27 protein-coding genes are annotated in these 25,964 nt (G+C 71.4%); 8 read left to right on the top strand and 19 right to left on the bottom strand.

All coding sequences use genetic code 11. From position 1 onward, the window contains the following. Nucleotides 1-8: 8 nt before the first annotated feature. From nuoE to JYK18_RS14760, 9 genes are all read right to left on the bottom strand, one after another. Nucleotides 9-869 (bottom strand): NADH-quinone oxidoreductase subunit NuoE, encoded by an 861-nt coding sequence (gene nuoE, locus JYK18_RS14800; RefSeq protein ID WP_206802622.1) that lies wholly within the window; start codon nt 867-869, stop codon nt 9-11. Continuing rightward, nucleotides 866-2,251 (bottom strand): NADH-quinone oxidoreductase subunit D, encoded by a 1,386-nt coding sequence (locus tag JYK18_RS14795; protein ID WP_206802621.1) that lies wholly within the window; start codon nt 2,249-2,251, stop codon nt 866-868. The genes nuoE and JYK18_RS14795 overlap by 4 nt, the downstream gene beginning before the upstream one ends. Continuing rightward, nucleotides 2,248-3,006, bottom strand: a complete 759-nt coding sequence (locus JYK18_RS14790; RefSeq protein ID WP_206802620.1) for an NADH-quinone oxidoreductase subunit C — start codon at nt 3,004-3,006, stop codon at nt 2,248-2,250. The genes JYK18_RS14795 and JYK18_RS14790 overlap by 4 nt, the downstream gene beginning before the upstream one ends. Before the next feature lie 5 nt (nt 3,007-3,011). Then, nucleotides 3,012-3,560 carry an NADH-quinone oxidoreductase subunit B family protein gene (locus tag JYK18_RS14785; RefSeq protein WP_113695746.1) on the bottom strand — a complete coding sequence of 183 codons (549 nt, stop codon included), beginning with the start codon at nt 3,558-3,560 and terminating at the stop codon, nt 3,012-3,014. 12 nt (nt 3,561-3,572) lie between these two features. Continuing rightward, nucleotides 3,573-3,989, bottom strand: a complete 417-nt coding sequence (locus tag JYK18_RS14780) for an NADH-quinone oxidoreductase subunit A (RefSeq protein ID WP_242580926.1) — start codon at nt 3,987-3,989, stop codon at nt 3,573-3,575. Nucleotides 3,990-4,400: 411 nt separating this feature from the next. After that, on the bottom strand, nt 4,401-5,687 hold the full coding sequence (locus tag JYK18_RS14775; RefSeq protein WP_206802619.1) for a geranylgeranyl reductase family protein: 1,287 nt from the start codon (nt 5,685-5,687) through the stop codon (nt 4,401-4,403). Continuing rightward, nucleotides 5,684-6,388 carry a demethylmenaquinone methyltransferase gene (locus JYK18_RS14770; RefSeq protein WP_206802618.1) on the bottom strand — a complete coding sequence of 235 codons (705 nt, stop codon included), beginning with the start codon at nt 6,386-6,388 and terminating at the stop codon, nt 5,684-5,686. Before JYK18_RS14770 ends, JYK18_RS14775 begins: the two co-directional genes overlap by 4 nt. Nucleotides 6,389-6,405: 17 nt before the next feature. Further along, entirely contained in the window at nt 6,406-7,512 is a 1,107-nt protein-coding gene (locus JYK18_RS14765; protein ID WP_206802617.1) for a glycosyltransferase, read from the bottom strand. After that, entirely contained in the window at nt 7,513-8,631 is a 1,119-nt protein-coding gene (locus tag JYK18_RS14760) for a glycosyltransferase family 1 protein (RefSeq protein ID WP_206802616.1), read from the bottom strand. 132 nt (nt 8,632-8,763) lie between these two features. On the opposite strand from JYK18_RS14760, the gene JYK18_RS14755 reads away from it, so the two are divergent. After that, the gene (locus tag JYK18_RS14755; RefSeq protein ID WP_206802615.1) at nt 8,764-9,606 is read left to right on the top strand and encodes an inositol monophosphatase; all 843 of its coding nucleotides are present in this window, start codon (nt 8,764-8,766) and stop codon (nt 9,604-9,606) included. On the opposite strand, the gene JYK18_RS14750 is transcribed toward JYK18_RS14755, so the two are convergent. Both JYK18_RS14750 and JYK18_RS14745 read right to left on the bottom strand, forming a co-directional pair. Continuing rightward, nucleotides 9,589-10,026 carry a DUF3592 domain-containing protein gene (locus JYK18_RS14750; protein WP_206802614.1) on the bottom strand — a complete coding sequence of 146 codons (438 nt, stop codon included), beginning with the start codon at nt 10,024-10,026 and terminating at the stop codon, nt 9,589-9,591. The genes JYK18_RS14755 and JYK18_RS14750 overlap by 18 nt on opposite strands. A 132-nt stretch (nt 10,027-10,158) precedes the next feature. After that, nucleotides 10,159-11,730: a M1 family metallopeptidase gene (locus JYK18_RS14745; RefSeq protein ID WP_206802613.1), complete on the bottom strand. Its 1,572-nt coding sequence runs from the start codon at nt 11,728-11,730 to the stop codon at nt 10,159-10,161. Nucleotides 11,731-11,844: 114 nt separating this feature from the next. On the opposite strand from JYK18_RS14745, the gene JYK18_RS14740 reads away from it, so the two are divergent. Further along, nucleotides 11,845-12,600, top strand: a complete 756-nt coding sequence (locus tag JYK18_RS14740; RefSeq protein ID WP_206802612.1) for a LamB/YcsF family protein — start codon at nt 11,845-11,847, stop codon at nt 12,598-12,600. A gap of 71 nt (nt 12,601-12,671) precedes the next feature. Here the strand turns inward: JYK18_RS14740 and menD are convergent, their stop codons facing one another. After that, nucleotides 12,672-14,336 (bottom strand): 2-succinyl-5-enolpyruvyl-6-hydroxy-3-cyclohexene-1-carboxylic-acid synthase, encoded by a 1,665-nt coding sequence (menD, locus tag JYK18_RS14735; RefSeq protein ID WP_206802611.1) that lies wholly within the window; start codon nt 14,334-14,336, stop codon nt 12,672-12,674. A 57-nt stretch (nt 14,337-14,393) separates the two neighbouring features. Here menD and JYK18_RS14730 point away from each other — a divergent pair, with 57 nt between their 5' ends. The 4 genes from JYK18_RS14730 (at nt 14,394) to JYK18_RS14715 (ending at nt 18,607) form a co-directional block, all read left to right on the top strand. Further along, nucleotides 14,394-15,317 (top strand): 1,4-dihydroxy-2-naphthoyl-CoA synthase, encoded by a 924-nt coding sequence (locus JYK18_RS14730; protein ID WP_206802610.1) that lies wholly within the window; start codon nt 14,394-14,396, stop codon nt 15,315-15,317. Beyond that, nucleotides 15,317-16,432: an o-succinylbenzoate--CoA ligase gene (menE, locus tag JYK18_RS14725; protein ID WP_206802609.1), complete on the top strand. Its 1,116-nt coding sequence runs from the start codon at nt 15,317-15,319 to the stop codon at nt 16,430-16,432. The genes JYK18_RS14730 and menE overlap by 1 nt, the downstream gene beginning before the upstream one ends. A gap of 56 nt (nt 16,433-16,488) precedes the next feature. Then, nucleotides 16,489-17,604, top strand: coding sequence for a hypothetical protein (locus JYK18_RS14720; RefSeq protein ID WP_206802608.1), 1,116 nt, complete (start codon nt 16,489-16,491; stop codon nt 17,602-17,604). 127 nt (nt 17,605-17,731) lie between these two features. After that, entirely contained in the window at nt 17,732-18,607 is an 876-nt protein-coding gene (locus JYK18_RS14715) for a 1,4-dihydroxy-2-naphthoate polyprenyltransferase (protein WP_206802607.1), read from the top strand. Here the strand turns inward: JYK18_RS14715 and JYK18_RS14710 are convergent. Genes JYK18_RS14710 through JYK18_RS14700 form a run of 3 tightly spaced genes read right to left on the bottom strand, consistent with a single transcriptional unit; the run spans nt 18,604 to nt 20,452 of the window. After that, nucleotides 18,604-19,683, bottom strand: coding sequence for a PLP-dependent cysteine synthase family protein (locus tag JYK18_RS14710; RefSeq protein WP_206802606.1), 1,080 nt, complete (start codon nt 19,681-19,683; stop codon nt 18,604-18,606). The two genes, JYK18_RS14715 and JYK18_RS14710, sit on opposite strands and share 4 nt — an antisense overlap. Next, nucleotides 19,680-19,967, bottom strand: a complete 288-nt coding sequence (locus JYK18_RS14705) for a DUF4229 domain-containing protein (protein ID WP_206802605.1) — start codon at nt 19,965-19,967, stop codon at nt 19,680-19,682. Before JYK18_RS14705 ends, JYK18_RS14710 begins: the two co-directional genes overlap by 4 nt. An 11-nt stretch (nt 19,968-19,978) precedes the next feature. Then, nucleotides 19,979-20,452 (bottom strand): Lrp/AsnC family transcriptional regulator, encoded by a 474-nt coding sequence (locus JYK18_RS14700; protein WP_206802604.1) that lies wholly within the window; start codon nt 20,450-20,452, stop codon nt 19,979-19,981. Nucleotides 20,453-20,638: 186 nt separating this feature from the next. On the opposite strand from JYK18_RS14700, the gene JYK18_RS14695 reads away from it, so the two are divergent. Together JYK18_RS14695 and JYK18_RS14690 are read left to right on the top strand one after the other, a co-directional pair. Further along, nucleotides 20,639-20,851 (top strand): BldC family transcriptional regulator, encoded by a 213-nt coding sequence (locus JYK18_RS14695; RefSeq protein ID WP_206802603.1) that lies wholly within the window; start codon nt 20,639-20,641, stop codon nt 20,849-20,851. 163 nt (nt 20,852-21,014) lie between these two features. Next, entirely contained in the window at nt 21,015-21,203 is a 189-nt protein-coding gene (locus JYK18_RS14690; RefSeq protein WP_153036158.1) for a hypothetical protein, read from the top strand. A gap of 9 nt (nt 21,204-21,212) precedes the next feature. On the opposite strand, the gene JYK18_RS14685 is transcribed toward JYK18_RS14690, so the two are convergent. The 4 genes from JYK18_RS14685 to JYK18_RS14670 form a co-directional block, all read right to left on the bottom strand. Continuing rightward, on the bottom strand, nt 21,213-22,511 hold the full coding sequence (locus tag JYK18_RS14685; RefSeq protein ID WP_206802602.1) for a MinD/ParA family protein: 1,299 nt from the start codon (nt 22,509-22,511) through the stop codon (nt 21,213-21,215). A gap of 65 nt (nt 22,512-22,576) precedes the next feature. Beyond that, nucleotides 22,577-23,554 carry a c-type cytochrome biogenesis protein CcsB gene (gene ccsB / locus JYK18_RS14680; RefSeq protein ID WP_206802601.1) on the bottom strand — a complete coding sequence of 326 codons (978 nt, stop codon included), beginning with the start codon at nt 23,552-23,554 and terminating at the stop codon, nt 22,577-22,579. Between the two features lie 3 nt (nt 23,555-23,557). Further along, nucleotides 23,558-25,162, bottom strand: a complete 1,605-nt coding sequence (locus JYK18_RS14675) for a cytochrome c biogenesis protein ResB (RefSeq protein ID WP_206802600.1) — start codon at nt 25,160-25,162, stop codon at nt 23,558-23,560. Next, nucleotides 25,159-25,932, bottom strand: coding sequence for a cytochrome c biogenesis CcdA family protein (locus tag JYK18_RS14670; protein WP_206802599.1), 774 nt, complete (start codon nt 25,930-25,932; stop codon nt 25,159-25,161). The genes JYK18_RS14675 and JYK18_RS14670 overlap by 4 nt, the downstream gene beginning before the upstream one ends. Nucleotides 25,933-25,964: the final 32 nt, after the last annotated feature.

Genomic DNA, 25,964 nt, shown 5'->3' with positions numbered 1-25,964 from the left:
GGCTTGCCTCACTTCTTCTCTTCGACGGCGGGCAGCGGCACGTCTTCCATCACCGGCGCGGTCCAGCCGCGCTCCTGCGCGACCTGCGCGCCCCGCAGCGTTTCCACGGCCTGCGACGGCCCGTCCACCTCGGCGCGGTAGGTGCGCTCGTCCTCCGGGAAGAACCCGGCGAGCTGCAGTTCCGCGCCCTTGAAGTCGCTCAGCGGGGCGCCGCGCGTCGGCGCGGGCTTCTTGCCCGCCCGCAGCGCGTCGACCAGCGCGACCGCCTTGTCGGTGGTCTGGTTGTCGAAGTACTCGTAGTTGACCTGGATCACCGGGCCGAGGTCGCAGGCGGCCAGGCACTCCGCGTGCTCGAGGGTGATCGAGCCGGGCTCGCCAGGCGTGCCCGCGGTTTCCTCGTGCCCCAACGGCTTTTCGTCGGAACCGAGGTGGCGCTGGAGCTTCTGGTAGATGTCGTCCCCGCCGAGCGCGGCGCACAGCGTGTTCGTGCAGACGCTGACCAGGTGCTCACCGCACGGGCGGCGCTTGTACATGGTGTAGAACGTCGCGACCGCGCTGACCTCGGCGTCGGACAGGTCCAGCTGCCCGGCGCAGAAGGCGATGCCCTCCTGCGTGACGTACCCCTGCACCGACTGCACCAGGTGCAGCATCGGCAGCAGCGCCGAGCGGCTCACCGGGTAGCGCGCGATGATCTGCTGCGCCTTCTCCACGATGTCCGGCCCGAACGGGCTCTCCAGCACAGCGGTGTCCAAAATGGACGCCGAGTCGCCGGGCGCGATCCCCCGCACGTCCACGTCACCACCGGCCGAGACGTGCGTCTCGTCGGCGTAGTCGGGGCCCGGCTCCGGGCGTTCCGTCGAAGAGGTCATCGGTCCACTCCCCCCATCACGGGGTCGATCGACGCGATCGCCGCGATCACGTCCGCCACCAGCCCGCCCTCGGCCATCGCGGGCATCGACTGCAGGTTGATGAAGCTCGGTTCCCTGACGTGCACGCGCAACGGGCGGGTGCCGCCGTCGGAGACCAGGTGCGCGCCCAGCTCACCGCGCGGGGACTCGACCGCCGCGTACGCCTGGCCCGGCGGCACCTTGAAGCCCTCGGTGACCAGCTTGAAGTGGTGGATCAGCGATTCCATCGACTGGCCCATGATCTTGCGGACGTGCTCGAGCGAGTTGCCGAGCCCGTCGCTGCCCAGCGACAGCTGCGCCGGCCAGGCCACCTTCGCGTCGTCCACCATCACCGGGCCGGGGCCCTCGTCGGCCAGCTTCTTCAGCGCCTGCTTGATGATCTTGAGGCTCTCGCGCATCTCCTGCACGCGGATCAGGTACCGCGCCCAGCAGTCCGCGTCGGTCGAGGTCGGCACGTCGAACTTGAACTCGTCGTAGCGCGAGTACGGCTCGGTCTTGCGCAGGTCCCACGGCAGCCCGGCCGAGCGCAGCACCGGCCCGGTCACGCCGAGCGAGAGACAGGCGTCCACCGGGAGGAAACCGACGTCCTTGAGCCGGTTGCGCCAGATCGGCTGGCCGGTGAAGAGCTTGTCGTAGAGCGGGAGCCGCTCCTCCATGGTCTTGACGAACTCGGCGACCGCCTCCTGGTAGTCGTCCGGCATGTCCTGGGCGAGCCCGCCGGGCCGGATGAACGCGTGGTTCATCCGCAGGCCGGTCAGGTGCTCCAGCAGGTGCAGCACCACCTCGCGCTCGCGGAAGCCGAGCGTCATCGCCGTGGTGGCCCCGAGTTCCATGCCGCCGGTGGCGATGTAGACCAGGTGCGAACCGATCCGGTTGATCTCCAGCAGCATCACGCGCAGCAGTTCGGCGCGCGGCGGGGCCTGGATGCCGAGCAGTTTCTCCACCGCGAGGCAGTAGGCCATCTCGGTGGACAGCGGCGCCAGGTAGTCCATCCGCGTGACGAAGGTGACGCCCTGGGTCCAGGTCCGGTATTCGCAGTTCTTCTCGATGCCGGTGTGCAGGTAGCCGATGACCGAGCGGAGCTGGGTGACGGTCTCGCCCTCCATCTCCAGCACGAGCCGGAGCACGCCGTGCGTGGACGGGTGCTGCGGGCCCATGTTGATGACCATGCGGTCGTCGTGCTCGGCGTCGGAGAGCACGTCGTCCCAGTCACCGCCGGAAACCGTGTAGACCGGGCCCTCGGTGGTGCGGCGCTCTTCGGCGTAGGTGTCCGCGCTGGCCGACCCCCGCGGTGAGGTGTCCGTGCCGGTCTCGATGTCCGAGATCTTTTCGGTGCTGCTCACGAGTAAGACCTCCGCTGGTCCGGCGGCGGGATCTCCGCGCCCTTGTACTCCACGGGAATCCCGCCGAGCGGGTAGTCCTTGCGCTGGGGGTGGCCGTCCCAGTCGTCCGGCATCAGGATCCGGGTCAGCGCCGGGTGGCCGTCGTAGACGATGCCGAACATGTCGTAGGCCTCCCGCTCCTGCCAGTCGGCGGTCGGGTAGACCTCGACGATGGACGGGATGTGCGGGTCGTCCACGTCGACCGCGACCTCCAGCCGGATGCGGCGGCGGAAGGTCATCGAGGTCAGGTGGTAGACCGAGTGCAGCCGCTGCGGCACGTCGACGCCGTAGTCCACGCCGGAGACCGAGCTGCACAGCTCGAACCGCAGTCCGCCGTCGTTGCGCAGGGTCCGGCAGATCTCCAGCAGGTGCTCGCGCGCGACGTAGAAGGTGATCTCCCCGCGGTCGACGGTCACCTGCTGGATCGCTTCGACCGGCACGCCGTTCTCGCCGAGCGCGGCGAAGAACTCGTCGGCGAACTCGTCGAACCAGCCGCCGTAGGGGCGTTCGGCCGGGGCCGGCGAGTAGGCGGGCAGCCGCAGGCCGCCGTAACCGGAGGTGTCCCCGGTGCCGGAAACGCCGAACATGCCCTTGCGCTCGCGACCGGCGACCACCGGCTCGGCCGGGCGCGGGCCGGACGGCCGCAGTTCGGCCGACTCGGTGCGCTCGGCGCTGGACTGCTCTCCGCCGGTGACCGGCTTTTCTTCCTCAGGCATCTTCGTCACTTCTTCGCGTACTTGATGGAGGACGGGATCAGCTCGGTCCTGGCCCCGCTGGCCGCGCGCAGTTCGGCGCGCCGGGCGTTCAGCGGCTCGTCCTGGATCTTGGCGTGCAGCTTGAGGATCGCGTCGAGCAGCATCTCCGGCCGCGGCGGGCAGCCGGGCAGGTACATGTCCACCGGCACGATGTGGTCGACGCCCTGCACCACCGCGTAGTTGTTGAACATCCCGCCGGACGAGGCGCACACGCCCATCGCCAGCACCCACTTGGGCTCGGCCATCTGGTCGTAGATCTGGCGGAGCACCGGCGCCATCTTCTGCGTCACGCGACCGGCGACGATCATCAGGTCGGCCTGGCGCGGGGTGGCGCTGAAGCGCTCCATGCCGAAGCGCGCGATGTCGTAGCGGGAACCGCCGACGGTCATCATCTCGATCGCGCAGCAGGCGAGCCCGAAGGTGGCCGGCCACATCGAGTTCTTGCGCGCCCAGTTGACCAGGCCCTCCAGGCTGGCCAGCAGGATTCCGTTGGGGAGTTTCTCTTCGAGACCCATGCGTTTGGCCCCCTAGTTCCAGTCGAGGCCGCCGCGCCGCCACACGTAGGCGTAGGCGAAACCGACCGTGGCGATGAACAGGACGATCTCCACCAGGCCGAACAGGCCCAGCGCGTCCGCGGAGACCGCGAACGGGTAGAGGAACACCATCTCGATGTCGAACAGGATGAACAGCATCGCCGTGACGTAGTAGGCGATCGGCATCCGGCCGCCGCCGACCACCGGCTGCGGCGAGGGTTCGATCCCGCACTCGTACGCGGCCAGCTTCGCCTTGTTGTAGCGGCTGGGGCCGACGAGCGGGCCCAGCAGCACCGACAGCACGGCGAAGGCGATCGCCAGCACGAACAGGATGACCAGCGGGAGGTAGACGTCCAGGGTGGGGGCCGCGGCCCCCTGAGCCAGTTGTCCCGCGAAGTGTGGTGGTTGCAACGCCAGCACGGTTCGTCCATCCCTTCCGCGCCGCTGCGATCGAAAACTCGGTCTGAGTGCCTCGTGGCGCACCCTAAGCGACCCGGATCACACCTCCGAGAGTTAGGGCAGCCTTACTGCTCGTGCAGTTATGGCCCGCGACCTCGGCGACCGCTTGTGAAAAAGTTCACAAGCGAGCCGTCGAAATTGTGAAGCGGTTCACAAGGCACGGCGTCAGTGTAGGACGCGAGTCACAGCCTTGTCGCCATCCCCCGTGGTATAAGGCTTACCTAACTTTCCGGGTGATCACGGAACGCCCGTACTGCGTCACAGGTCGCAGACCAGCGACAAAGGGACTGAACGCGCCCATTCCCGGCACTGACACGGTTTGTCCGGTGTGAGGTAACACACGCCAACCGAAGAGGCGTTCGCTTACCGGGGGCTGGGCGTGGCCCGCGCGGCGGCGGCGATGAGCCGGTCGACCACGTCGCCGCCCTTGGCGTCGTAGCAGCCGGAAAGTCCCTTGTACACCAAGGGAAGCAGGGTGTTGATGCGCAGCCCGTACTTGGTCGCGGCCCGCATCACGGCCGGTTTGCCGATCAGCTTCGCGAACACGTTGCCGAGCCGGTAGTACCCGCCCATCAGCTCCGCGACGGCCATCGGGTAGCCCTGCAGCGCGCGCTCCCGCGAGGAGCCCTCCGGCCGCGCGAGCGCCTGGACCACGGCCTCGGCCGCCAGCTGCGCCGACTCCATCGCCGCCGAGATGCCCTCGCCGTTGAACGGGCTGACCATGCCGCCGGCGTCGCCGAGCAGCAGCAGGCCGTCGCGGTAGTGCGGGGTGCGGTTGAAGCCCATCGGCAGGCCGGCGCCGCCGACCTTGCCGATCGCGTTCTCCTCGCGGTAGCCCCATTCCTCGGGCGTGCTGTCCAGCCACTGGCGCAGCAGCGCGCGGTAGTCGGTGCTGCGGAAGGCCTTCGAGGTGGACAGCATGCCGAGGCCGATGTTCACCGTGCCGTCGCCGAGCGGGAACGCCCAGCCGTACCCCGGCAGCAGCTTCGGCCGCGCCGGATCGGTGCGGTCCCACAGCTCCAGGTGGCCCTCGATGAACGGGTCGTCGTGGCGCGGGCTCTTGTAGTACCGGCGCACGGCCACGCCCATCGGGCGCTTCTCGTTCTTGCCGATGCCGACGCTCAGCGCGAGCCGCGCGGACACCCCGTCGCAGGCCAGCACGAGCGGCGCGCGGTAGCTGACCGGGCGCTTCTCCTCGCCGGTCTTCGCCTCGACGCCGACCACGCGCCCGGTGGCGTCGGTGATCGCGCCGGTGACCGTGGTGCGCTCCAGCAGCCGCGCGCCCGCCTTGACCGCGGTCTTCGCCAGCAGGTCGTCGAAGTCCTGGCGGGTGCGGGAAACGCCGTAGGGCGGGTAGCTGGTCAGCTCCGGCCAGTCCAGCTCGAGGGTCAGCTCGCCGGTGAGGATGCGCAGGCCGCGGCTGTGCACCCAGCCCGCGTCCTCGCTGGTGTCGATGCCGAGGTCGATCAGCTGCTTCACGCCGCGCGGGGTGAGCCCGTCACCGCAGACCTTCTCGCGCGGGAAGACCGTCTTCTCCAGCAGCAGCACGTCCACGCCGGCCCTGGCGAGATAGGTGGCCACGGTGGAGCCCGCCGGGCCCGCGCCGACCACGATCACCTCGGCGTCGCGAGTTTGCTGCAGAGAGGTCATGGGGCCGAGTGTACGGGCGGCTTGGTGGCCCGATGGATTGCTACGACGCCGAATGTGAGGTTCATCCACTCCACATCGGTCCAGCCCGCCGAGGCGATGATCTCGCCGAACTCGCGTTGCGCCGGCCAGGCGAGCATCGATTCGGCGAGGTAGCCGTAGGCGTCCGGATTGGACGAGAACCGGCGCCCGACCCAGGTCATCGCCTTGAGGATGAACCGGCGGTAGAGGAACCGGATCGGCGGGAAGGTCGGCGTGGACACCTCGCAGATGACCAGCCGCCCGCCCGGCCGCACCACGCGGGCCAGCTCGGCCAGCGCGGCCTTGGTGTCGACGAAGTTCCGGATGCCGAGCGAGACCGTGGCCGCGTCGAAGCTGTCGTCGGCGAACGGCAGGTGCAGCGCGTCCGCGGCGACCATCGGCACCTTGCGGTGCAGTCCCGCGCGCAGCATGCCGATGGAGAAGTCGGCGGCCAGGCACCACGCGCCGTTCGCGGCGTACTCGGTGGTGGACACCCCGGTGCCGGCGGCCAGGTCGAGCACCTTCTCGCCGCGCTTGGCGGCCAGCACCCGCGAGGTGGTGATCCGCCAGCGGCGGTCGAAGCCGAAGGTCATGAACGAGTTCGCGCGGTCGTACCCGTCGGCGACGCCGTCGAACATGGCGGCGACTTCACGCGGGTCCTTGTCGAGGCTGGCACGGGACATGCCGCCACAGTACGTCGCTACCCGCCGAGCACGCGCAACATGCCCCGGACCGCGCTCGGCCAGGTGAACTCCTCCGCCCGCGACCTGGCCGCCGCGCGGCGCTCGGGTTCGGGCCGGTCGAGCACGCCGGTGACCCCGGCGGCGAAGGCGGGCGCGTGGTCGTCGACGGCCGCGCCACCGGGCGGGCGCACGATCTCGCGCAACGCCGACGAGGCCGACACCACCGCGGGCGTGCCGGAGGCCAGTGCTTCGAGCGCGGCCAGTCCGAAGGTCTCGTGCGGGCCGGGCGCGAGCGAGACGTCCGCCGACGCGAGCAGCCGGGCGACCTCGGTGCGGTCGGCGACAAAACCGAGGAAGGTCACCGGCAGGCCGCGGGCCCGCCGCTCCAGCGCGCGCCGCCGCGGGCCGTCCCCGGCGATCACCAGCCGAACGTCCACTCCGGACTCGGTGAGCTCGGCGACGGTGTCCACGCTGCGCTCCACGTGCTTCTCCGGCGACAGTCGTCCACAGTGGACTATCAACGCCTCGGCGCCGCCGAGCAGTTCGGCGCGGAGCGCGGGGTCGTGCCGTCGCGGTGCGAAGGCGAGCAGGTCGACACCCAGCGGCACGCGGCGCACGTTCGGCACGCCGATCCGGTCGAATTCGGCGCGCGCGAACGCGGTGGTGCAGACGACCGTGTCGTAGCTGCCCGCCATCCGCCGGTTGGCCGCGTCGGCCCAGTGCCTGGCCATCGGCGCGGGCACGAGGAACTGCTCCAGCAGCCGGTCCAGCCGTTCGTGCGAGATGACCACGCTCGGCACGCCGTGGCGCCGCGCCCAGGTCCCCATGCCGCGCAGGGTCAGCCGGTCGGACACCTCCAGCCGGTCCGGCCGCAGGCCGCGCAGCACCACGCGCACCCGGTGCGGGTCGACCGCGCGATAGCCGCCGGTGCCCGGGATCTTGGGTGCGGGCAGCTGGAATCGGCGCACGCCGGAGGGCAGCACCTCCTCCGCGTACCGCTGCCCCGGCACCACCAGCGTCACCTCGTGGCCGCCCGCGACGTACCCGGCGCCGAGGTGGTGCAGCGCGGTGCGCAGCCCACCCGATCGCGGCCCGTAGAAGTTCGCGAGCTGGACGATGTGCACTCAGGCCGCCTGCGCCGCCCGGCCCGCCACGGCTTCGTAGTGGCCCATCAGCTCACCGCACACCGCGGGCCAGGTCCGGCCGAGCACCACCTTGCGCGCCTTGCTCCCGAGCCGCTCGCGCAGGGCCGGGTCGCGCAGTTCCTCGATGCGGGCGAGCAGGCCGGTGGCGAAGCGCGCGCGTTCGGCGGGCAGGAGGTAGCCGGTCCGGCCGTGCAGCACGAGGTCGCGCGGGCCACCCGCGTCCGGCGCGAGCACCGGCAGTCCGGACGCCATCGCCTCCTGCACCGCCTGGCAGAAGGTCTCGTGCGGGCCGGTGTGCACGAAGACGTCGAGGCTGGCGTAGGCCACGGACAGGTCGTCGCCGTACTTCGCGCCGAGGAAGGCGGCACCGGGGAGGCGGTCGCGCAGGCCGTCCAGCTCGGGCCCGTCACCGACGACGACCACGCGGATGCCCGGCACCCCGGCCAGCGTGGTCAGCCGGTCGACCTCCTTCTCGGGCGCGAGCCTGCCGACGAAGCCGACCAGCAGCTCGCCGTTCGGCGCGAGTTCGGCGCGCAGGCCGGCATCGGCGTGCGACGGCGAGAACCGCTCGATGTCCACGCCCCGGCCCCAGCGGTGCACGCGCGGAACGCCGTGCGCCTGGAGTTCCCGCACCGAATCGCTGGACGGCGCGAGCGTGCGGTCCGCCCGGGAGTGCACGCGGCGGACCCAGCGCCAGGCCGCCCGCGCGCCGAGGCCGAGGCCGTACGCGGCGGCGAAACCGGCGATGTCGGTCTGGTACACCGCGATCGAGGGCACCCGCAGCCGCCGGGCCGCGGCGAGCCCGCGCGCGCCGACCACGAACGGCGACGCCAGGTGCACCACGTCCGGGCGGAATTCGGCCATCGCGGTGAGCACGGTCCTGGTCGGCACCCCGATCGGCAGCGAGTTGACCACCGGCAGGCCGAGCGCGGGGATCCGCACCACCGGCGCGCCCCGGTACTCGGCGGGCCCGGCCCCCGGTGCGATCACGAGCACCTCGTGCGCCCGGTCGCGCAGGTGCTCGACCACCCGCAGCACGGAGTTGGTGACGCCGTTGACCTGCGGCAGGAAGCTTTCGGTGACGATGGCGATACGCACGATCGGACTGTCGCACGCGCGGGTGACGCACCGGCCAACGGCGTTCGAACTCCTCGGTCAGCGGGAATTCGCCATGGGCCGGTCACCTCACCGTCGGGTTCCGGTCACCGAGCGCGGCCATGCTAGAGCGGCGTGACCCTCTTGTCGTCCCGCCCGGCCAGGCCCGTCGAGCCCGCCCTGCTGTCCAAGGCCCTCGAAGTCGCCGGCCGGCTGGCCAACGACGCCACCGACGTGATCACCGCGACCGCGGGCCGGGGCGCCCGGCCGGAAACCGGGGACACGCCGTTCGACTGGGTCACCGACACCGAGCGCATCCTGGAGCGGCACACCCGCCGGGTGCTGACCGCCGAGTTCCCCGGGGTGCCGGTGGTCGGCGAGGAGTTCGGCGCCGACCTGGGCGCCCACGAAGCCGAGTACCGCTGGGTGGTGGACCCGGTGGACGGCACGGCGAACTACGTGGCGGGCATGCCGTGGTGCGCGTTCAGCCTGGCGCTGGTCGACTCGTCGGGGCCGGTGGTCGGGGTGATCGCCGACCCGTACCGGGGCCAGATCTACGCGGCGGCCCGCGGTCGCGGCGCCAGGGCGAACGGCACGCCGGTGCGGTTGTCGGGGGAACCGGTGCGCACCACCGGCGCGATCATCTGCACCGAACTGGGCCGGGGCGGGGCGTGGCCGGGCATGGCGGGGTTCATCGAACAGGCCTCCGCCGCGCACGCCGGGGTCCGGGTGCTCGGCTCGGCGGCGCTGTCGGTGGCGCAGGTCGCGATGGGTCACGCCGGGGCCGCGGTGCTGCACAGCTACCACGAATGGGACGTCGCGGCCGCGGTCGCGCTGGCCATCGAATCGGGCGCGGTGGTGATGGACCGGCACGGGGAAGGCAACGCGCTGCCCTCGGACGGCCTGCTGGTCGCGGCGCCCGGCCTGGCCGAAACGGTGCTCGACTGGTGGCGGGGTACGTCACTCAGCCGGGGCTGACCTGCGCAGCAGGCGGCGGGAGAACCACCACGCCGGACCGGCGACCAGCCAGGTGAACAGGACCGTGGTGCCCAGCGGCAGCAGGGTCAGCGAGGCACTCCGCCCGGCGACGCGCGCCAGTTCGGGGTCTTCGGTGTTGTACTCGACCCGGACCAGCTGACCGGCTTCCAGGCCCTCCGGGTAGAGCACGCCCAGCGAGGGCGTGTGGGCCACGCCGTCCGGGGTGACGAACCGGATCAGCGTCCGGTCGAAGGAGACCGACAGCACCTCGGCGTCGGCGAGACCGCGGTGGTCGGTGATCGAACTGTCGTTGCGCACCGCGGCGAAGAACAGGGTCACGCACAACAGGGTGAGCACGGCGGCGATGCCGACCAGCACGCGGGCACCGATCCGCAGCAGCTTCTCACTCCTGGGGGACATGGGGACACCCTAGCCACCCGGGCCTCGTGGGCGTGGCAGGTCGCGCCAACACCCACGAGCCCGGGCTCGGTCCAGTCACGCGGAAGCCCGCGGGCTGGTCGGGCGTGCACCCGACCAGCCATGGTGCGGACGCTAGTAGTCCCGCCCGGCTTCCGTGCCGTGGTCGTGGCCGTGCCCGTGCTCCGCCAGTTCGGCGTGCGTGAGCCTGATCTTCGACCACGACTTCGGCTCGGCGGGCGCACCGTCGGCCGCGCGGGCCACGGTCGCCGCCGAGACCGCCGACGGCTGTCCGGTCGGGCTGAACTCCGGGCGCCCCGGGGTGTACAGCCAGGTCTGGAACAGGTCGTACAGCGGCTTCCCGGAGATCTTCTCCGACAGCGCGATGAACTCCGGAATCGTGGCGTGCGTGCCCTTCTTCTGCGCCTGCCAGGTCTGCAGGATCTTGAAGAAGCTCTCGTCGCCGACGGCCTTGCGCAGCGCGTGCACGGTCAGCGCACCGCGGTCGTAGACGGCCGCGTCGAACTGCTTGTCCGCCCCCGGGTCACCGGGCTTGACCTGCCAGAACGGGCTGTCCGCCGGGTAGGAGTTGTACAGGTACTCGGCCAGCTCGTCGGCCGTGCCCTCGCCGATGCTCTCCGACCACAGGAACTCCGCGTAGCTGGCGAAGCCCTCGTTCAGCCAGATGTCGCTCCACTTGCCGAGCGACACCGAGTCGCCGAACCACTGGTGCGCCACCTCGTGCGCGACCACCGAGGTGTTCGAGCCGTTGCGCCAGAAGCTGTTGCCGTAGACCGAGCGCGTCTGGTTCTCCAGCGCGAAGCCGATCGCGTTGGACGCCACCCCGCCCTGCGCCTCGAACGGGTAGGGCCCGAACTGGGTGGCGAGGAACTCGGTGACCTCGGGCGTGCGCTCGATGCTGGCCTTCGCGGCGGGCAGCGCGGCGCCCAGCGCCGGGTCGTAGGCGGACAGGAACGGCTGCCCGCTCGGCGTGGTCGACTGGAGCACCTCGAACCCGCCGACGGCGAGGAAGGCGAGGTAGCTGGCCTGCGGCTGGGTGCTGCGCCAGTTCCACCGCGTCCAGCCGGTGCGCTGCTTGGTCTTGCGCACCAGGGTGCCGTTGGTGATGGCGGAGACCGCGTCGGGGACCTCGACGGAGACGTCGAAGGTGGCCTTGTCGGTGGGGTGGTCGTTGGCCGGGTACCACCACTCCGAGCTGAACGGCTCGTCCACCACTTCGGCGCCGGTCGGCGTCTTGCGCCAGGCCGTCGCACCGTCGACGACCACCTTGGACGGGGTGTCGGCGTAGCTGACCACGATGGTGACGAACTGGTTCTTCGCCAGCGGCTTGGCCGGCTTCACCACCAGCTCGCTGGCGTCCTTCGGGTCCTTGCTGAACTGCGCGGGCGCGTTGTTCACCCGCACCGAGCTGACCTTGAGCGCGAAGTCCAGGTTCAGCGACGACAGCTCCTGCGTGGTGGTGGCCAGGATGGTCGTCTGCCCGGACAGCTGGTCGGTGGCCGGCTGGTAGGTCAGCCTGATGTCGTAGTGCTGGACGTCGTAACCACCGTTGCCGGCACCCGGGTAGTAGGGATCCCCGGCCCCTGGCGCACCGGGCGCCGGGGCGGCGCTGGCCGAGGTGGCCAGCAGGATCGAGGCGAGGCCGGTGGCCACCGCACCGGCTCCCGCGCGAGTTCTCAGGCGCATCTATACCCTCCCAAGTGTCCATGGCTCGAGCTTGGGCGAACCTATCGCCGCGGCTGGGCCCGAGGAACAACCAAAAGGAGGGTCTTGCCTGCTGAGAACGGTCCAACCGGGAATTTGACGGTCGACCTGAACAGTGATCTCGGCGAGGGCTTCGGCATCTGGACCCTCGGCGACGACGAGGCCCTGCTGGACGTGGTGACCAGCGCGAACGTCGCGTGCGGCTTCCACGCCGGTGACCCGACCATCATGCGCGCCACCTGCGACCGGGCGGCCAGGTCCGGGGTGGTGATCGGCGCGCAGGTGTCCTATCGGGACCTCGCGGGGTTCGGCAGGCAGCGGATGGACGTGCCGCCGGACCGGCTCGCGGACGAGATCACCTACCAGATCGGCGCACTGGACGCCTTCGCGCGCGCGGCCGGGACGCGGGTCGCGTACGTGAAGCCGCATGGAGCGCTCTACAACACCGTGGTGACCGACGCGGCGCAGGCCGAGGGGGTCGCCGAGGGCGTGCGCCGGTACGGCTCGCTGCCGGTGCTGGGCCTGCCGGGCTCCGCCCTGCTTTCGGCCGCGGAAGCCGCCGGGCTGCCCACGGTGACCGAGGCGTTCGCGGACCGGGCCTACACGCCGGACGGCCACCTGGTCTCGCGGCGGGAACCGGGCGCGGTGCTGCACGACGCCTCGGCCATCGCCGCGCGCTGCGTCGACCTGGCCACGCACGGGCGGATCACCGCCATCGACGGCTCCACGGTGACCGTCGGAGCCCGCTCGATCTGCGTGCACGGGGACACGCCGGGCGCGGTGGACATCGCGCGCGCGGTCCGGGCCGCCCTGGAATCGGCAGGCATCCGCCCGCGCGCTTTCGCGGGCTGACCCATTGCTATGAGTGGGGCATTACTTGCGTTGAATGCAAGTAATGCCCCACTCATAGCAATGAACCGGGGTCAGACCGAGGCGGAGACCGCGGCGCGCAGGCGGGCGTGCAGGTCGCGGTGCCGGGCCCGGTCGACCCGCACCTCGATCACCCGCAGCCCCGGCGCCGGGCGCAGGGCCGCCCGGAACTCGGTCAGCGTCTCGGCCACCACGTGCGGCACGCGGTACCCGGCGCACAGCGCGCCCAGGTCCGCCCCGTGCGGTGTGCCGAACACCCGCTCGAACCCGGCGCTGTGCTCCGGCGCGCCCTGCTCCAGCAGGGTGAAGATGCCCCCGCCGTCGTCGTTCAGCACCACGATGGTCAGGTCCGGCCGGTACTCCGCGGGCCCGGTGAGCAGGCCGTTGATGTCGTGCAGGAAGGTCAGGTCGCCGAGCAGCGCGTACGACGGTCCCTTGTGCACGCTGGCGGCGCCGATCGCGGTGGACACCGCGCCGTCGATGCCGGCCACCCCGCGGTTGCGGTGCACCAGCACGTCCGGCCGCATGCCGCCGGCCAGCGCCACGTCCCGCGTCGGGTTCGACGGGCCGACCACCAGCATCGCGTCCTCGGGCAGCGCCTCGACCAGCTCGGCGGCCAGTCGCAGCCCGGTCGGCCACGGCTCCTCGGCCAGCGCCTCGCGGACCGCGGCCTTCGCCGCCGCGTCCGCGCGCTGCCAGCTCGCCAGCCACTCCGGGTCGGCGGGCTTGGTCGGCTCGGCGAACCACTGGCCCACCTGCCGGACGTTGTGCGCGGGCGCGGGCCAGTCCGAATCCGGCCGGACCAGCAGCACCTCCACGTCGGCGTCCGAGAGCAGCGCCTGGACCTGCCGGAACACCGTCGGCCTGCCGAGGCAGAGCACCTGCTCCGGCTTGTGCTTCTCGATGAACTCCGGCACGCCGAGCAGCCAGGCACCGGCGCCGATCGCGGTCGACCCGGTCAGCCCGATGCCGCCGGTCTCCGAGACCACCGGCCAGCCGTGCTGCTCAGCCCACTCGCTGGCCGCGCCGACCCCGGTGTCGCAGGCGATGACCAGGCCGTGCCGCGCGGACGGCACCACGAACGCGGGCAGCGCGCCGAAGTCGGGCAGCTCGGTCCACCGGGCACCGCCGGGGCGGCCCTCCAGCGACTCGTACCACTCGCCGTCCTCCTCGTCGGGGACCAGCGGCTCGCGGAACGGGATGTTCAGGTGGACCGGCCCGCTGCGCCACTCGCCGTAGGCCGCGTTCCAGGCCCGGCAGACCTGGCTGCGCCAGTACGAGTTCTGCCCGGCGCGGCGTTCGGCGACGGCCAGCTCGTCGCCGTAGCGGACCGCGTCGCCGTAGAGGCGGCGCTGGTCGATGACCTGGTTGGCGCCCGCCGCGCGCAGTTCCGGCGGGCGATCGGCGGTGAGCACGATCAGCGGCACGCCGGCGCGGTCGGCTTCGAGCACGGCCGGGTGGAAGTTCGAGGCGGCGGTGCCCGAGGTGCACAGCACGGCCACCGGGCGGCCGGTGCGGGCGGCGATGCCGAGCGCCAGGAAGGCGGCGCTGCGCTCGTCGATCCGGACGTGCAGCCGCAGCTTGCCCGCCGAGGCCGCGTCGTAGAGCGCGAGCGAGAGCGGGGCGTTGCGGGAGCCGGGGCAGAGCACGACGTGCGAAACGGTGTTGCGGATCAGCTCGTCCACGATCACCCTGGCCTGCGCGGTCGACGGGTTCACCGGGCGTCCCCCGGCAGGTCCTCCGCGCTCATGGCCATAGGTCCTATTCTCCCAGGCGTGAGTGACGCCCAAGTTTCCGAGCTGTTCGACCCCGCCTCGTGGTCCGAGGTCGAAGGTTTCGACTTCACCGACATCACCTACCACCGTTCCACGGAGAGCCGCTCCGGCAAACGCGTCGTCCGGGTGGCTTTCGACCGGCCGGACGTCCGCAACGCCTTCCGGCCGCACACCGTCGACGAGCTGTACCGGGCGCTCGACCACGCGCGGATGAGCTCGGACGTCGGCTGTGTGCTGCTCACCGGCAACGGCCCGTCGTCCCGTGACGGCGGCTGGGCGTTCTGCTCCGGTGGTGACCAGCGTATTCGCGGTCGGTCCGGGTATCAGTACGCGGACGGGGAGACCTCCGACACGGTGGACCCCGCGCGGGCCGGCCGGCTGCACATCCTGGAGGTGCAGCGGCTGATCCGGTTCATGCCGAAAGTCGTGGTCGCGGTGGTGCCGGGCTGGGCGGCGGGCGGCGGGCACTCGCTGCACGTGGTGTGCGATCTCACGCTGGCCTCGGCCGAGCACGCGCGGTTCAAGCAGACCGACTCCGACGTCGGCTCGTTCGACGGCGGGTACGGCTCGGCCTACCTCGCCCGGCAGGTCGGGCAGAAGTTCGCCCGCGAGATCTTCTTCCTCGGCCGGTCCTACACCGCCGAGCAGATGAACGCCATGGGCGCGGTCAACGCGGTGGTCCCGCACGCCGAGCTGGAGGCCGAGGCGCTGCGCTGGGCGTGGGAGATCAACGGCAAGTCGCCGACCGCGCAGCGCATGCTCAAGTACGCGTTCAACCTGATCGACGACGGCCTGGTCGGCCAGCAGCTGTTCGCCGGCGAAACCACCCGGCTGGCGTACATGCAGGACGAGGCGGTCGAGGGCCGCGACGCCTTCCTGCAGAAGCGCGACCCGGACTGGTCCGGCTACCCGTACTACTACTGATGCGGGTCGTCACCGACTTCGCGGAGCTGCCGGGGGCGCTGGCGGCGGCACTGGACGGCGGTCCGGCGGTGCTGCCGGTCGGCGACCCCGCGCTGGCCGAAGCCATGCGGCCGGACCTGCCGGTCGAGGACGGCACCGCGGTGATCATCGCGACCTCGGGTTCGACCGGGGCGCCGAAGGGGGTGCTGCTGTCCGCGGCCGCGCTCCGGGCGTCCGCGACGGCCACCCACGAGCGGCTCGGCGGCCCGGGCCGCTGGCTCCTCGCGACACCACCGCAGTACATCGGCGGGCTCCAGGTGCTGGTGCGCTCGATGCTCGCCAGGACCTCGCCGGTGGTGCTCGACTCGCGCGCGGGGTTCCGGGCGGCGGACTTCGCCGAGGGGGTGCGTGAGCTGGTCCGGCAGCCGGGGCCGCACTACAGCGCGCTGGTGCCGACGCAGTTGTCACGGCTGGTGGACGCGGGGCCGGAGGTGACCCGCGAGGTCGCCAAGCTGGACGCGATCGTGCTCGGCGGGGCGGCGCTGGACCCCGGGCTCGCCGAGCGCGCGGCTTCGGCGGGGATCACCGCCGTGCCCGCGTACGGCATGAGCGAGACCGCCAGCGGTTGCGTCTACCGCGGTGTCCCACTGTCCGGAGTGGACATCCGCATCGGGGACGGTGGCCGGGTGGAGATCGCCGGATCCGTGCTGGCACACGGGTATCGGCTGAACCCGGAGCTGACCTCCGAGTCCTTTGTGGATGGTTGGTTCCGCACCAGCGACCTCGGCCGGTTCGACGGCGGGCGGTTGGCGGTGCTCGGCCGGGCCGACGACGTGATCAACACCGGCGGGGTGAAGGTGCCCGCGGCCGCGGTGGAGAGGGTGCTGCTGGCGCATCCGGCGGTGCGGGCGGCGTGCGTGGTCGGCGTGCCGGACCCGGAGTGGGGCGAGGCCGTGGTGGCCGCGGTGGTGCTCGCGGGTGACCGTCTTCCGGAGGACGAACTGCGGGCGGCGGTCCGCGCGGAAGCGGGTGCCGCGGCGGTGCCGAAGCGGGTGCTGGCGCTGGCCGAACTGCCGCTGCGGGGGCCGGGCAAGGTGGACCGTAGCGGGGTCCGCGGGCTTTTTGAACAGGGGTGACACGGTCGGGCATGGTTGATTGACAGATCACGCAGCGTGCCTTTGGCTGGCGTTCCGTGATCAAGAGAATCCGGGCGGTCACCCTGTGCGTGCTGCTCGCCCTGACCGCCCTGACCACCCCCGCCTTCGCCACCGGACCGGTGAGCTGGACGGTCGAGCCGCCACGAGGCCGGATCGACCCCGTGCCGGGCACGCCGGCCAGCGCCGCACCGTTGAGCATCGAGGAACTGCCCGCCAGGCAACTGGAGTCCGAAGTGGACACCGTGCGGGCGGAGCACGACGTCCCCGGCCTCGCGGTCGACCTGCGGGGGCAACGCCCGGACGGGCGGTGGACCGAATGGGTCGAGGCGGTGCCGGGCGCGCCGACCGCGCTGCCCGGCGCGACCCGTTCGGTGCAGGCCCGGCTGGTGCTGACCGGGCCGGTCGGCATGGCGGTCGGGCCGGTGGGGCTGACCGCGTGGCGGGCCGGGGTCGAGGTCGCCGATCCGACGCTCGCCGCGACGTACCGGGTGTTCGCCACCCGGGAGGGCCTGGTCGGCGGGACCACCGCGAACGGGCACAAGATCGTGCAGCGCGACCACTTCGTGGCCCTGCCCTCGCGGCGCGGGCTGGCCGGGAAGGGGCAGGGCAACTACTCGGTCAAGGTGTGCACGGCGGACCACGCGCGGTGCGAATGGGCGCCGGTGTGGGACGTCGGGCCGTGGAACATCAAGGACGACTACTGGAGCGTCGAGCGGCTGAGCTGGGGTGAGCTGCCGCGCGGCCTGCCGCAGGCGCAGGCGGCGTACGAGCACGGGCACAACGGCGGGAAGGACCAGTTCGGCCGGAAGGTGGCGAACCCGGCGGGCATCGACCTGGCCGACGGCACGTTCTGGGACGGGCTGAAGCTGAAGAACAACGCCTGGGTGAACGTGACCTACCAGTGGACCGGCGGTGGGCCGTGGGGCACGGTGACCTCGCTGGACTCGCTGAACGTGCGGACCGGCCCGAACAGCGGCGAGCGGCAGGTGGGCCTGGCGGCGCGGCACGCGCAGATCCGGATCGACTGCTTCGCCGCGGGCGAATCGGTGCCGGGCACCGAAGGCACCTCGGACCGCTGGTACCGGCTGGCGGAGGGGATGTACGTGTCGGGCGCCTACGTCCGGCTGGCGCAACCACCGCCCCCCTGCTGACCCGGATTGAATGCTATGAGTGGGGCATTACTTGCGTTGAATGCAAGTAATGCCCCACTCATAGCATTCGGCGGGCGGGGCCACCCCTGCTGATCGGGGCGTGGCGCCGGTGACCAGAATGATCGGTATGGCGACGCTGACCGAATGGATCGAGGGGGCGCGGCCGCGGACGCTGCCGAACGCGGTGGCACCGGTGGTCGCCGGGATCGGGGCGGCGACGGCGCTCGGCGCGTTCTCGTGGTGGCGTTCGCTGCTCGCGCTGGGCGTGGCGCTCGCGTTGATCATCGGCGTCAACTACGCCAACGACTACTCCGACGGCATCCGCGGCACCGACGCCGACCGCGTCGGCCCGCTGCGGCTGGTCGGCTCGGGCACGGCGAAGCCGAAGGCGGTGCTCGCCGCCGCGCTCGCCTCGCTCGGCCTGGCCGGGGTGCTCGGCCTGGTGCTGGTCGCCGCGAGCGGGTACTGGTGGCTGCTCGCGCTGGGCGCGGTGTGCCTGCTCGGCGCCTGGTTCTACACCGGCGGGCGGCGCCCGTACGGCTACCACGGCTTCGGCGAGGTGGCGGTGTTCGTGTTCTTCGGCCTCGCCGCCGTGCTGGGCACGGTGTACATCCAGGCGGGCCGGATCAGCTGGGAGGCGCTGGCGTGCGCGGTCGCCGTCGGCTGCTTCTCCACCGCGGTGCTCACCGCGAACAACCTGCGCGACATCCCGACCGACGTGACGTCCGGGAAGCGCACCCTGGCCGTCCGCCTCGGCGATGACGGCACGCGGCGGTTCTACCTGGTGCTGGTCGCCGTGCCGTTCGTGCTGAGCTTCGCGCTCGGCCTCCTGACCGACCCGCGGCTGGTGATCGGCGTCCTGGCCGGCGCGCTGCTGATCCGCCCGGTGCGCGCCATCCGCTCGGGCGCCACCGGCCCCGGCCTGATCCCGGCCCTCAAGGACACCGGACTGGCCATGCTGGCTTGGGCCGTGCTGACCGCACTGGCGCTGATCCTGCTCTAGTCGGCGGGGAGGAACTTGCCGCTGACCAGGAACTCCTCCATGGCGGCTCGGTGCGGGGCGAGGTTCATGCCCTGCGCTTCCACCCAGTCGTCGTTGTAATAGGTGTGGGCGTACCGGTCGCCGCTGTCACAGAGGAGGGTGACCACGCTGCCCGCCTGGCCCTCCGAGACCATGCGCGAGATCAGCTTGAACGCCCCGTACAGGCTCGTCCCGGTCGAGCCGCCCGCCCAGTGCCCGGTGTGTTCGCGCAGCAACCGGATCGCCGCCAGCGAGGCCGCGTCCGGGACCTGGAACATCTCGTCGATCACACTGGGCACGAACGACGGTTCACACCGCGGCCGTCCGATGCCCTCGATCCGGGACGGCATGCCGGTGGCGTAGTCGAGCGCACCGGTCTCCCAGGCCCCGTAGAACGACGAGTTCTCCGGGTCGACCACGGCGATCTTCGTGGTGTGCCGCCGGTAGCGGACGTACCGGCCGAACGTCGCGCTGGTGCCGCCGGTGCCCGCGCCGACCACGATCCACGCCGGTACCGGGTGCCGCTCCGCCCGCAGCTGGGCGAAGACCGACTCGGCGATGTTGTTGTTGCCGCGCCAGTCGGTCGCGCGCTCGGCGTAGGTGAACTGGTCGAGGTAGTGCCCGTTGCACTCGGCCGCCAGGCGCTCGGCCTCGGTGTACATCTCGGCGGGCACGTCGACGAAGTGACACCGGCCGCCGTAGAACTCGATCAGCGCGACCTTCTCCGGGCTGGTCTTGCGCGGCACCACGGTGACGAACTCCAGCCCCAGCATCCGCGCGAAGTACGCCTCGGACACCGCGGTCGAACCGCTGGACGCCTCGATCAGCACGGTGTCCGGGCCGATGTGGCCGTTGACCAGGCCGTACAGCAGCAGCGACCGGGCCAGCCGGTGCTTGAGCGAGCCGGTCGGGTGCACCGACTCGTCCTTGAGGTACAGGTCGACGCCCCACTCCGGGGGCAGCGGGAACACGTGGAGGTGGGTGTCGGCGCTGCGGTTGGCGTCGGCCTCGATGATGCGCACGGCCTCCCGGGTCCACGCGCGGTTCTGCTGGCTCATTCGGCTTCGCTCAGGTCGCCGCGGAGCTGGGCGCGGAGCTTCGCGCGCTCACGGGCGCGCTTCTCGTTGCGCTTGGCGAGCTGGGCGGTGACCCGGGTGTTGAGCCCGCGGAAGGCGAGCAGCCCCAGCGGCAGGCCCACCACCAGGCCGACCGCCAGCGCCACCAGCAGCGGCACGTTGACCAGCAGCAGGAGCGCGGCGACCACGGCCACCAGGCCGAAGCGCGCGAGCAGGTACAGAGTCAGGTCGCGACCCAGGTGGCCAGGAACTACAGCGTCACTCACGTCTATGCAGGTTACGCGCCATCTTCGGCGGCTTCCTCCAGGCCTTCGTTGTTGGGCCTGCCCTCGAAGCGGGTGGACAGCACCACGGTGGTGCGCGTGCGGGCCACGCCGTCGATCCGGCGGAGCCTGCCCAGCGTGCGCTCCAGCTCGTCCACCGTGGACACCCTGACCTTGACCACGAACGCCTCGTCGCCCGCGACCGCGTAGCAGCTCTCCACCTCGCCGAGGCTGCCGAGCGCTTCGGCCACGTCCTCGTCGGCGGCGGTGTCGGTCGGCTGGATGCCGACCAGCGCGGTCACGCCGAGGCCGACCGTGCTCGGGTCGACCACCGCGTGGTAGCCGGTGATCACCCCGGCCGCCTCCAGCTTGCCGACGCGCTCGTGCACCGAGGACGCCGAGAGCCCCACGGTCCGGCCCAGCTCGGCGTAGGTCGCCCGGCCGTTGAGCCGCAGCGCGGCGATGATCCTGCGATCGAGTGCGTCCATAGCGGCTCACCCTAGCCAGGCCCGCCGGAGGGGGCGTGATGTCCGAGTCGCGCCGTTTATCCCTTACTACCTCTTTACTCTTCGACAACCGTTCGAGTACCTGCCGGGGTAAGTGCGACGATTGCCCCGTTGAGAGCTGGCTACCTACCTACCGGTATAGCCGCGAGGTCGTGAAGGAGGCGGAAAGTGACCGCGACCGTCGGAGGACGACTGCTCACCCCGGGTGAGGTCGCCACATTGTTCCGAGTCGATCCCAAGACCGTGACCCGCTGGGCCACCGCCGGGCGGATCGGTTCCATCCGCACCCCGGGCGGGCACCGCCGCTTCCGGGAAGCCGAAGTCAACGAGCTGCTCGCCGAGCTGACCACCGACGCCAGCGAGCCCGCGCGCCGCGGCTGAGTCGCGTTCACCAGGCTTGCGAACCAACGGGGATGTCTCACGACATCCCCGTTCGCATGTCACGACCCGGGGGTGCGGCCCACCCCGTCGCACCCGCAAACCCGGCAAAAGGGTTAACCTCGGGGGAAGCACATCCGCGCACCACAGCCAGAAGGGATCGAGCATGCTCTACCTGCTCGCGGCGATCGGAGCACTGACGGTCGCCGTTGTCCTGTGGCGAACGTTCGGCGCCCCCCGCCCCGGAGTCCCGTCGTCACAGCCCCGCGTCGCCCCCGATGACGACCCGGACTTCCTCCGCGGTCTAGCCGAGCAGCAGCGGCAGAAGGGCCGCGACGAGGACGAGCAGAAGTAAAACCGGGCTTTACCGTTCGACGGCGAACCCGTCCGCCACGGTGGCCGCCAGTTCCAGCAGGGCCAGCCGGGTTTCGGCCTGCAGGCGGTCCAGCTCGATCTCGGCGCCTTCTTCCAGGTGCGGGTCGAACGGGATGCGGCAGACCCCGCGCACGCGCGCGGCGAAGTGCGCGGCGAGCTTGTCCAGGTCGACCGAGCCGCCCTTCGGCCGCACCGAGTTGATCACCGCGACCGAGCGCTTGACCAGGTCGCCGTACCCGTGCGCGTCGAGCCAGTCCAAAGTGGCCGAAGCGCTGCGGGCGCCGTCCACCGAACCGGACGAGACCACCACCAGCGCGTCGGCGACGTCGAGCACGCCCTTCATCGCCGAGTGCATCAGGCCGGTCCCGCAGTCGGTGAGCACGATGTTGTAGAAGTGCTCCAGTAGGTTGACCGTGCGCCGGTAGTCGTCCTCGGAGAAGGCCTCCGACACCGCCGGGTCCTGCTCGCTGGCGAGGATCTCCAGCCGGCTCGACCCCTGCGAGGTGTACGACCGGACGTCGCTGTAGCGCGTGATCTTGTCCGCGTCCCGCAGCAGGTGGCGCACGGTGGCGGTGGTCTCGATCGGGATCTTCTGCGAGAGCGTGCCGCGGTCCGGGTTGGCGTCGACCGCGACCACCCGGTCCCCGCGCAGCGAGGCGAAGGTGGCGCCGAGCGTGGTGGTGGTCGTGGTTTTGCCGACGCCGCCCTTCAGGCTCAGCATGGCGATCTTGTAGCAACCCCGCAGCGGCTGGTTGACCTGCGCGATCAGCTCCCGGCGCCGCCGGTCGGCCGGGCTCTCACCGGGGTTGATCAGCTTGCCGGACCCCACGTACAGCGCCTTGCGCCAGCCGGACTGCGGCCGCCGCCTGGTCGGCTTGACCAGGTGCGCCGTGGTCAGGTCGTCACCGGGCAGCGGCTGCCTGCCGTGCTGCGGCTGGGGCAGCAGGTTCGGCGGCAGCTGGGGCGCCGGCGGGCCCTGCGGGGTCTGCGGCTGGGGCAGCGGCGGCAACGGCTGCTGCTGGTCGTACCCCGGCTGCGCGTACGGCTGCTGCTGCGGGTGCAGCGGCGGCAGCTGCTGGTCGTACGGGTCGGCGTAGGGCCGCTGGTAGGGCGGCACCTGCGGGACGTCGTACGGCCCCGACGTGGAGCCCGCCGCCGGGTGCGGGGCCGAGTCGGTGCGTTCCTCGGAGAAGTGCGCCTGGTCCGGCGGCGGGGGCGCGGGCTGCCACTGGGTCGGCTCGTCCCCCGGTTCCGGCTGCTGACCGGGCGTTTCGTCAGATCCGGTCACCTTCGCGATCCTCCAACTCCCTCACGTCGCACTGGCACGACGGTAGCCGGGATCCGCGGCGGATGTCAGCCGACCCCGGCGTAGGAGTGCAGTCCGGTGGTGACGAGGTTCACGAAGAACAGGTTGAACACGGTGGCGGCGAAGCCCAGCACGTTGATCCAGGCCGCGCGGTTGCCCCGCCAGCCCGCGGTGGCGCGCGAGTGCAGGTAGGCGGCGTAGATCACCCAGGCGATGAAGGCGACCGTCTCCTTCGGGTCCCAGCCCCAGAACCGGCCCCACGCGGCCTCGGCCCACACCGCGCCGCACAGCACGCCGAAGGTGAACACCGGGAAGGCGAACACCGTGGTCCGGTAGGCGACGCGGTCCAGCACGTCCAGCGAGGGCAGCTTGGGCCCGAAGCGCGCGAACTTCTCCGGGTTCTTCTCGTGCCTGCTCCGGATCAGGTAGAACACGCTGGCCACGCCGGGCACGAGGAACACGCCGGAGCTCAGGATGGCCGCCGAGACGTGGATGACCAGCCAGTACGACTGGAGCGCGGGCTGCACCGGCGCGGCCACCGCGTAGAGCATGGTGCCGCCGATGAACATCAGGATGACCACCGGCAGCAGCACGAACGCCGACAGGTGCCGGATGTCCGACTTGCGCAGCACCACCAGCCAGGTGGCCACGGCGATCAGGCAGACCGCCATGATGTATTCGTACATGTTGCCCCAGGGCACGCGGTGCGTGGCGACCCCGCGCAGCACCAGCGCGGCCAGGTGCAGCAGCACCCCGAGCACGGTCAGCGCGACGCCCATGCGGCCGATGCGCTCGGCCCGCTCGCGCCGGGCCGGTGCCTCGTCCACCGGGGGCACGGTGGTGGCCAGCACGGCGGTGCCGCCGCCGACCAGTGCCGCGGCCTTCTCCTTCGTGCGCTGGGCGGCCTGCCTGCCCTTGCGCCCGAAGGACTGCTCGACCAGGAAGAACATCATCGCCAGCACGTACACGGCGACGGAAGTGGTGTAGGACAGGTCGCTGTACTGCGACAACGTCTCGTTGACCATGCGCTAGTCGTCCTTCTTCTCGTGGAGCGAGACCGCGATCCGGTTGAACTCCTCGCCGTAGCCGGCCTGGTCCGTCCTGGCCAGCCCGCCCACTTCTACTACAGTACGTCGTAGCTCGGCGCCCTCGGCGGGCGGGGTGATGCGGACCCAGAACCGCCGCCGCTTGACCAGCAGCGAGCCGACCAGCCCGAGCAGCATGGCGATGGCGCAGATCAGCACCCAGAACTGCGTCGGGTCGTAGGACACCTGGAGCGAGGCGTAGTTCTCCACCCCGTCGAACCGGATCCTGGTGCCGTCGTCCAGCGTCAGCTCCTGGCCCAGCATCAGGTTCTCCCGCGCCACCTTGACCAGCCGCCCGCTGTCCACCATGGACTGGTTGACCTCGAAGATGGACTGGCCGCGGCCGGAGTCGATGCCGAGGTCGCCGCGCAGCACGTCCACCGCGACCCCGGGCTCGGTGAGCACCGGGCTCGACGAGCTGAGCACGTTGCCGTGCACGAAGGCGGTCGGCGCGAACAGGCCGGTGATGGCCAGCTGCTTCTTCCGGCGCTCCTCGGTGTCGGTGATGCCCGGCGGGTCGAACTTGGTCGCGCCCTCGGAGAGCATCGTGCTCGGGTCGACCAGGCGCCACTGGATGGCCTGCGTGCGGGTGGTGCCGTCGGGGTAGGTGACGGTGAACTTCGGCGCGTAGCCGTACCCGAGCACGTAGACGCGGTCCTCGCCCATGCGCAGCGGCTCGTTCATCTTGACCTGGAACGGGTGCCAGGCGCCGGTCTCCAGGTCCGCGGCGGTCTGGTACTCGATGTCGGCCTGGTAGTGGATCGGCTGCAGCTGCTCGGTGTACTCCGCGGTGAACTTGTTCACCTTCACGCAGAACGGGGTCAGCTCGGTGCCGTCCACCTGGAGCCCGGGCTCGAAGGCGTCGTAGGCGTAGATGCCGGCGTTGCAGAACTGCGAACCGTTGGCCAGCACGGTGACCTGGCCCTCGTAGCCGAACATCTTGCCGATGGCGAAGAACACGATCAGGCCGAGCATGGCGAAGTGGAACAGCAGGTTGCCGGTCTCGCGCAGGTAACCGCGTTCCGCGCTGATCGTGCGGACGCCGCCCTCCTCCTCGCGCTCGACCTGGCGCCAGCCGCGCAGTCGCGTTCGGACGGTCGCGGCCACCTCGTCGGCGGTCGCGGCGGTCTCGAAGTGGTGGTGGTGCGGCATGCGCGAGAGGCGGCGCGGGGTGAGCACCGGCTTCGCCCGCATCGCGCGCACGTAGTCGACACTGCGCGGCGCGAGGCAACCGACCAGCGACACCATCAGCAGCAGGTAGATCGCCGAGAACCAGACGCTGGAGTAGACCTCGAAGAACTGCAGCCGGTCGAGCAGCTCACCCCACCAGCCGTGGTTGGTGATGTACTCGTCGGTCTTCGGCGCGTTCAGCGCGCGCTGCGGCAGCAGGGCGCCGGGCAGCGCGGCGAGCGCCAGCAGGAAGAGCAGGATCAGCGCGGTGCGCATGGAGGTCAGCCCGCGCCAGGTGTTGCGGACGAAGCCCAGTGCGCGCCGGAGCGGGGTTTCGCGGTACGGGCGCTTCGGGGGCGCGTCCGAGGTGACCGTCACAGTGGTAGCTCCACTTCGCTGATGAACGCCACCCGCAGCCAGCCGACCAGCTCGCCCCACAGCCCGGTGACCAGCAGCAGGCCGACCACCACCAGCAGCGCGCCGCCGAAGACCTGCACGCGGCGGCCGTTGCGGCGCAACCAGCCGGTGACGCGCACGGCCCACCGCGCGCCCAGCGCGATCAGCAGGAACGGCACGCCGAGGCCGAGGCAGTAGAGCAGGATCAGCAGGAAACCGCGGGCCGCGGTGTCGCCGGTGGAGCTGGCCAGCACCAGCACCCCGGTCAGGGTCGGGCCGATGCACGGGGTCCAGCCGAGGCCGAAGACCGCGCCGAGCAGCGGCGCGCCCCACAGCCCGCCGCGCGGTACGCGGTGGGAGCGGATGTCCTTCTGCAGCGCGGGGATCAGGCCGAGGAACACCAGGCCCATGGCGATGGTGACCACCCCGCCGATGCGCTGCAGCAGGTCCTGGTTGACCAGCAGCGCGTCGGAGATCCAGACCAGGCTGCCCAGGCCGAGGGTGAACACCACGGTGAAGCCGAGGATGAACAACCCGGCCGCGCCGACCACGGCGAAGCGGCCCTTCTTCGGGGCTTCGTCCGCGCTGACCGCGGGGGCGTCGGCACCGACCAGCGCGGACAGGTAGGCGAGATAGCCGGGTACCAGGGGGACCACGCACGGCGAGGCGAACGAGACCGCCCCGGCCAGCAGGGCCACCCCGGCGGCGAGCAGCAGCGGACCGGAGGTCGCTAGCTCGGTCACTGGGTCCACCCGATCAGGGTAAGGAATGAAAAACCCGTGAA

Source organism: Amycolatopsis sp. 195334CR, assembly GCF_017309385.1.
Classification (GTDB): Bacteria; Actinomycetota; Actinomycetes; order Mycobacteriales; family Pseudonocardiaceae; genus Amycolatopsis.
The sequence above is the reverse complement of the archived record's forward strand: the minus strand, read 5'-3'. Positions and strand labels throughout refer to the sequence as shown.

What these genes read in the sequence shown, in the direction of transcription:
- nuoE (WP_206802622.1), bottom strand. Translation starts at nt 869, where the DNA reads ATGACCTCTTCGACGGAACGCCCGGAGCCGGGCCCCGACTACGCCGAC.
- JYK18_RS14790 (WP_206802620.1), bottom strand. Translation starts at nt 3,006, where the DNA reads ATGCCTGAGGAAGAAAAGCCGGTCACCGGCGGAGAGCAGTCCAGCGCC.
- JYK18_RS14785 (WP_113695746.1), bottom strand. Translation starts at nt 3,560, where the DNA reads ATGGGTCTCGAAGAGAAACTCCCCAACGGAATCCTGCTGGCCAGCCTG.
- JYK18_RS14775 (WP_206802619.1), bottom strand. Translation starts at nt 5,687, where the DNA reads ATGACCTCTCTGCAGCAAACTCGCGACGCCGAGGTGATCGTGGTCGGC.
- JYK18_RS14770 (WP_206802618.1), bottom strand. Translation starts at nt 6,388, where the DNA reads ATGTCCCGTGCCAGCCTCGACAAGGACCCGCGTGAAGTCGCCGCCATG.
- JYK18_RS14750 (WP_206802614.1), bottom strand. Translation starts at nt 10,026, where the DNA reads ATGTCCCCCAGGAGTGAGAAGCTGCTGCGGATCGGTGCCCGCGTGCTG.
- JYK18_RS14745 (WP_206802613.1), bottom strand. Translation starts at nt 11,730, where the DNA reads ATGCGCCTGAGAACTCGCGCGGGAGCCGGTGCGGTGGCCACCGGCCTC.
- menE (WP_206802609.1), top strand. Translation starts at nt 15,317, where the DNA reads ATGCGGGTCGTCACCGACTTCGCGGAGCTGCCGGGGGCGCTGGCGGCG.
- JYK18_RS14715 (WP_206802607.1), top strand. Translation starts at nt 17,732, where the DNA reads ATGGCGACGCTGACCGAATGGATCGAGGGGGCGCGGCCGCGGACGCTG.
- JYK18_RS14710 (WP_206802606.1), bottom strand. Translation starts at nt 19,683, where the DNA reads ATGAGCCAGCAGAACCGCGCGTGGACCCGGGAGGCCGTGCGCATCATC.
- JYK18_RS14700 (WP_206802604.1), bottom strand. Translation starts at nt 20,452, where the DNA reads ATGGACGCACTCGATCGCAGGATCATCGCCGCGCTGCGGCTCAACGGC.
- JYK18_RS14690 (WP_153036158.1), top strand. Translation starts at nt 21,015, where the DNA reads ATGCTCTACCTGCTCGCGGCGATCGGAGCACTGACGGTCGCCGTTGTC.
- ccsB (WP_206802601.1), bottom strand. Translation starts at nt 23,554, where the DNA reads ATGGTCAACGAGACGTTGTCGCAGTACAGCGACCTGTCCTACACCACT.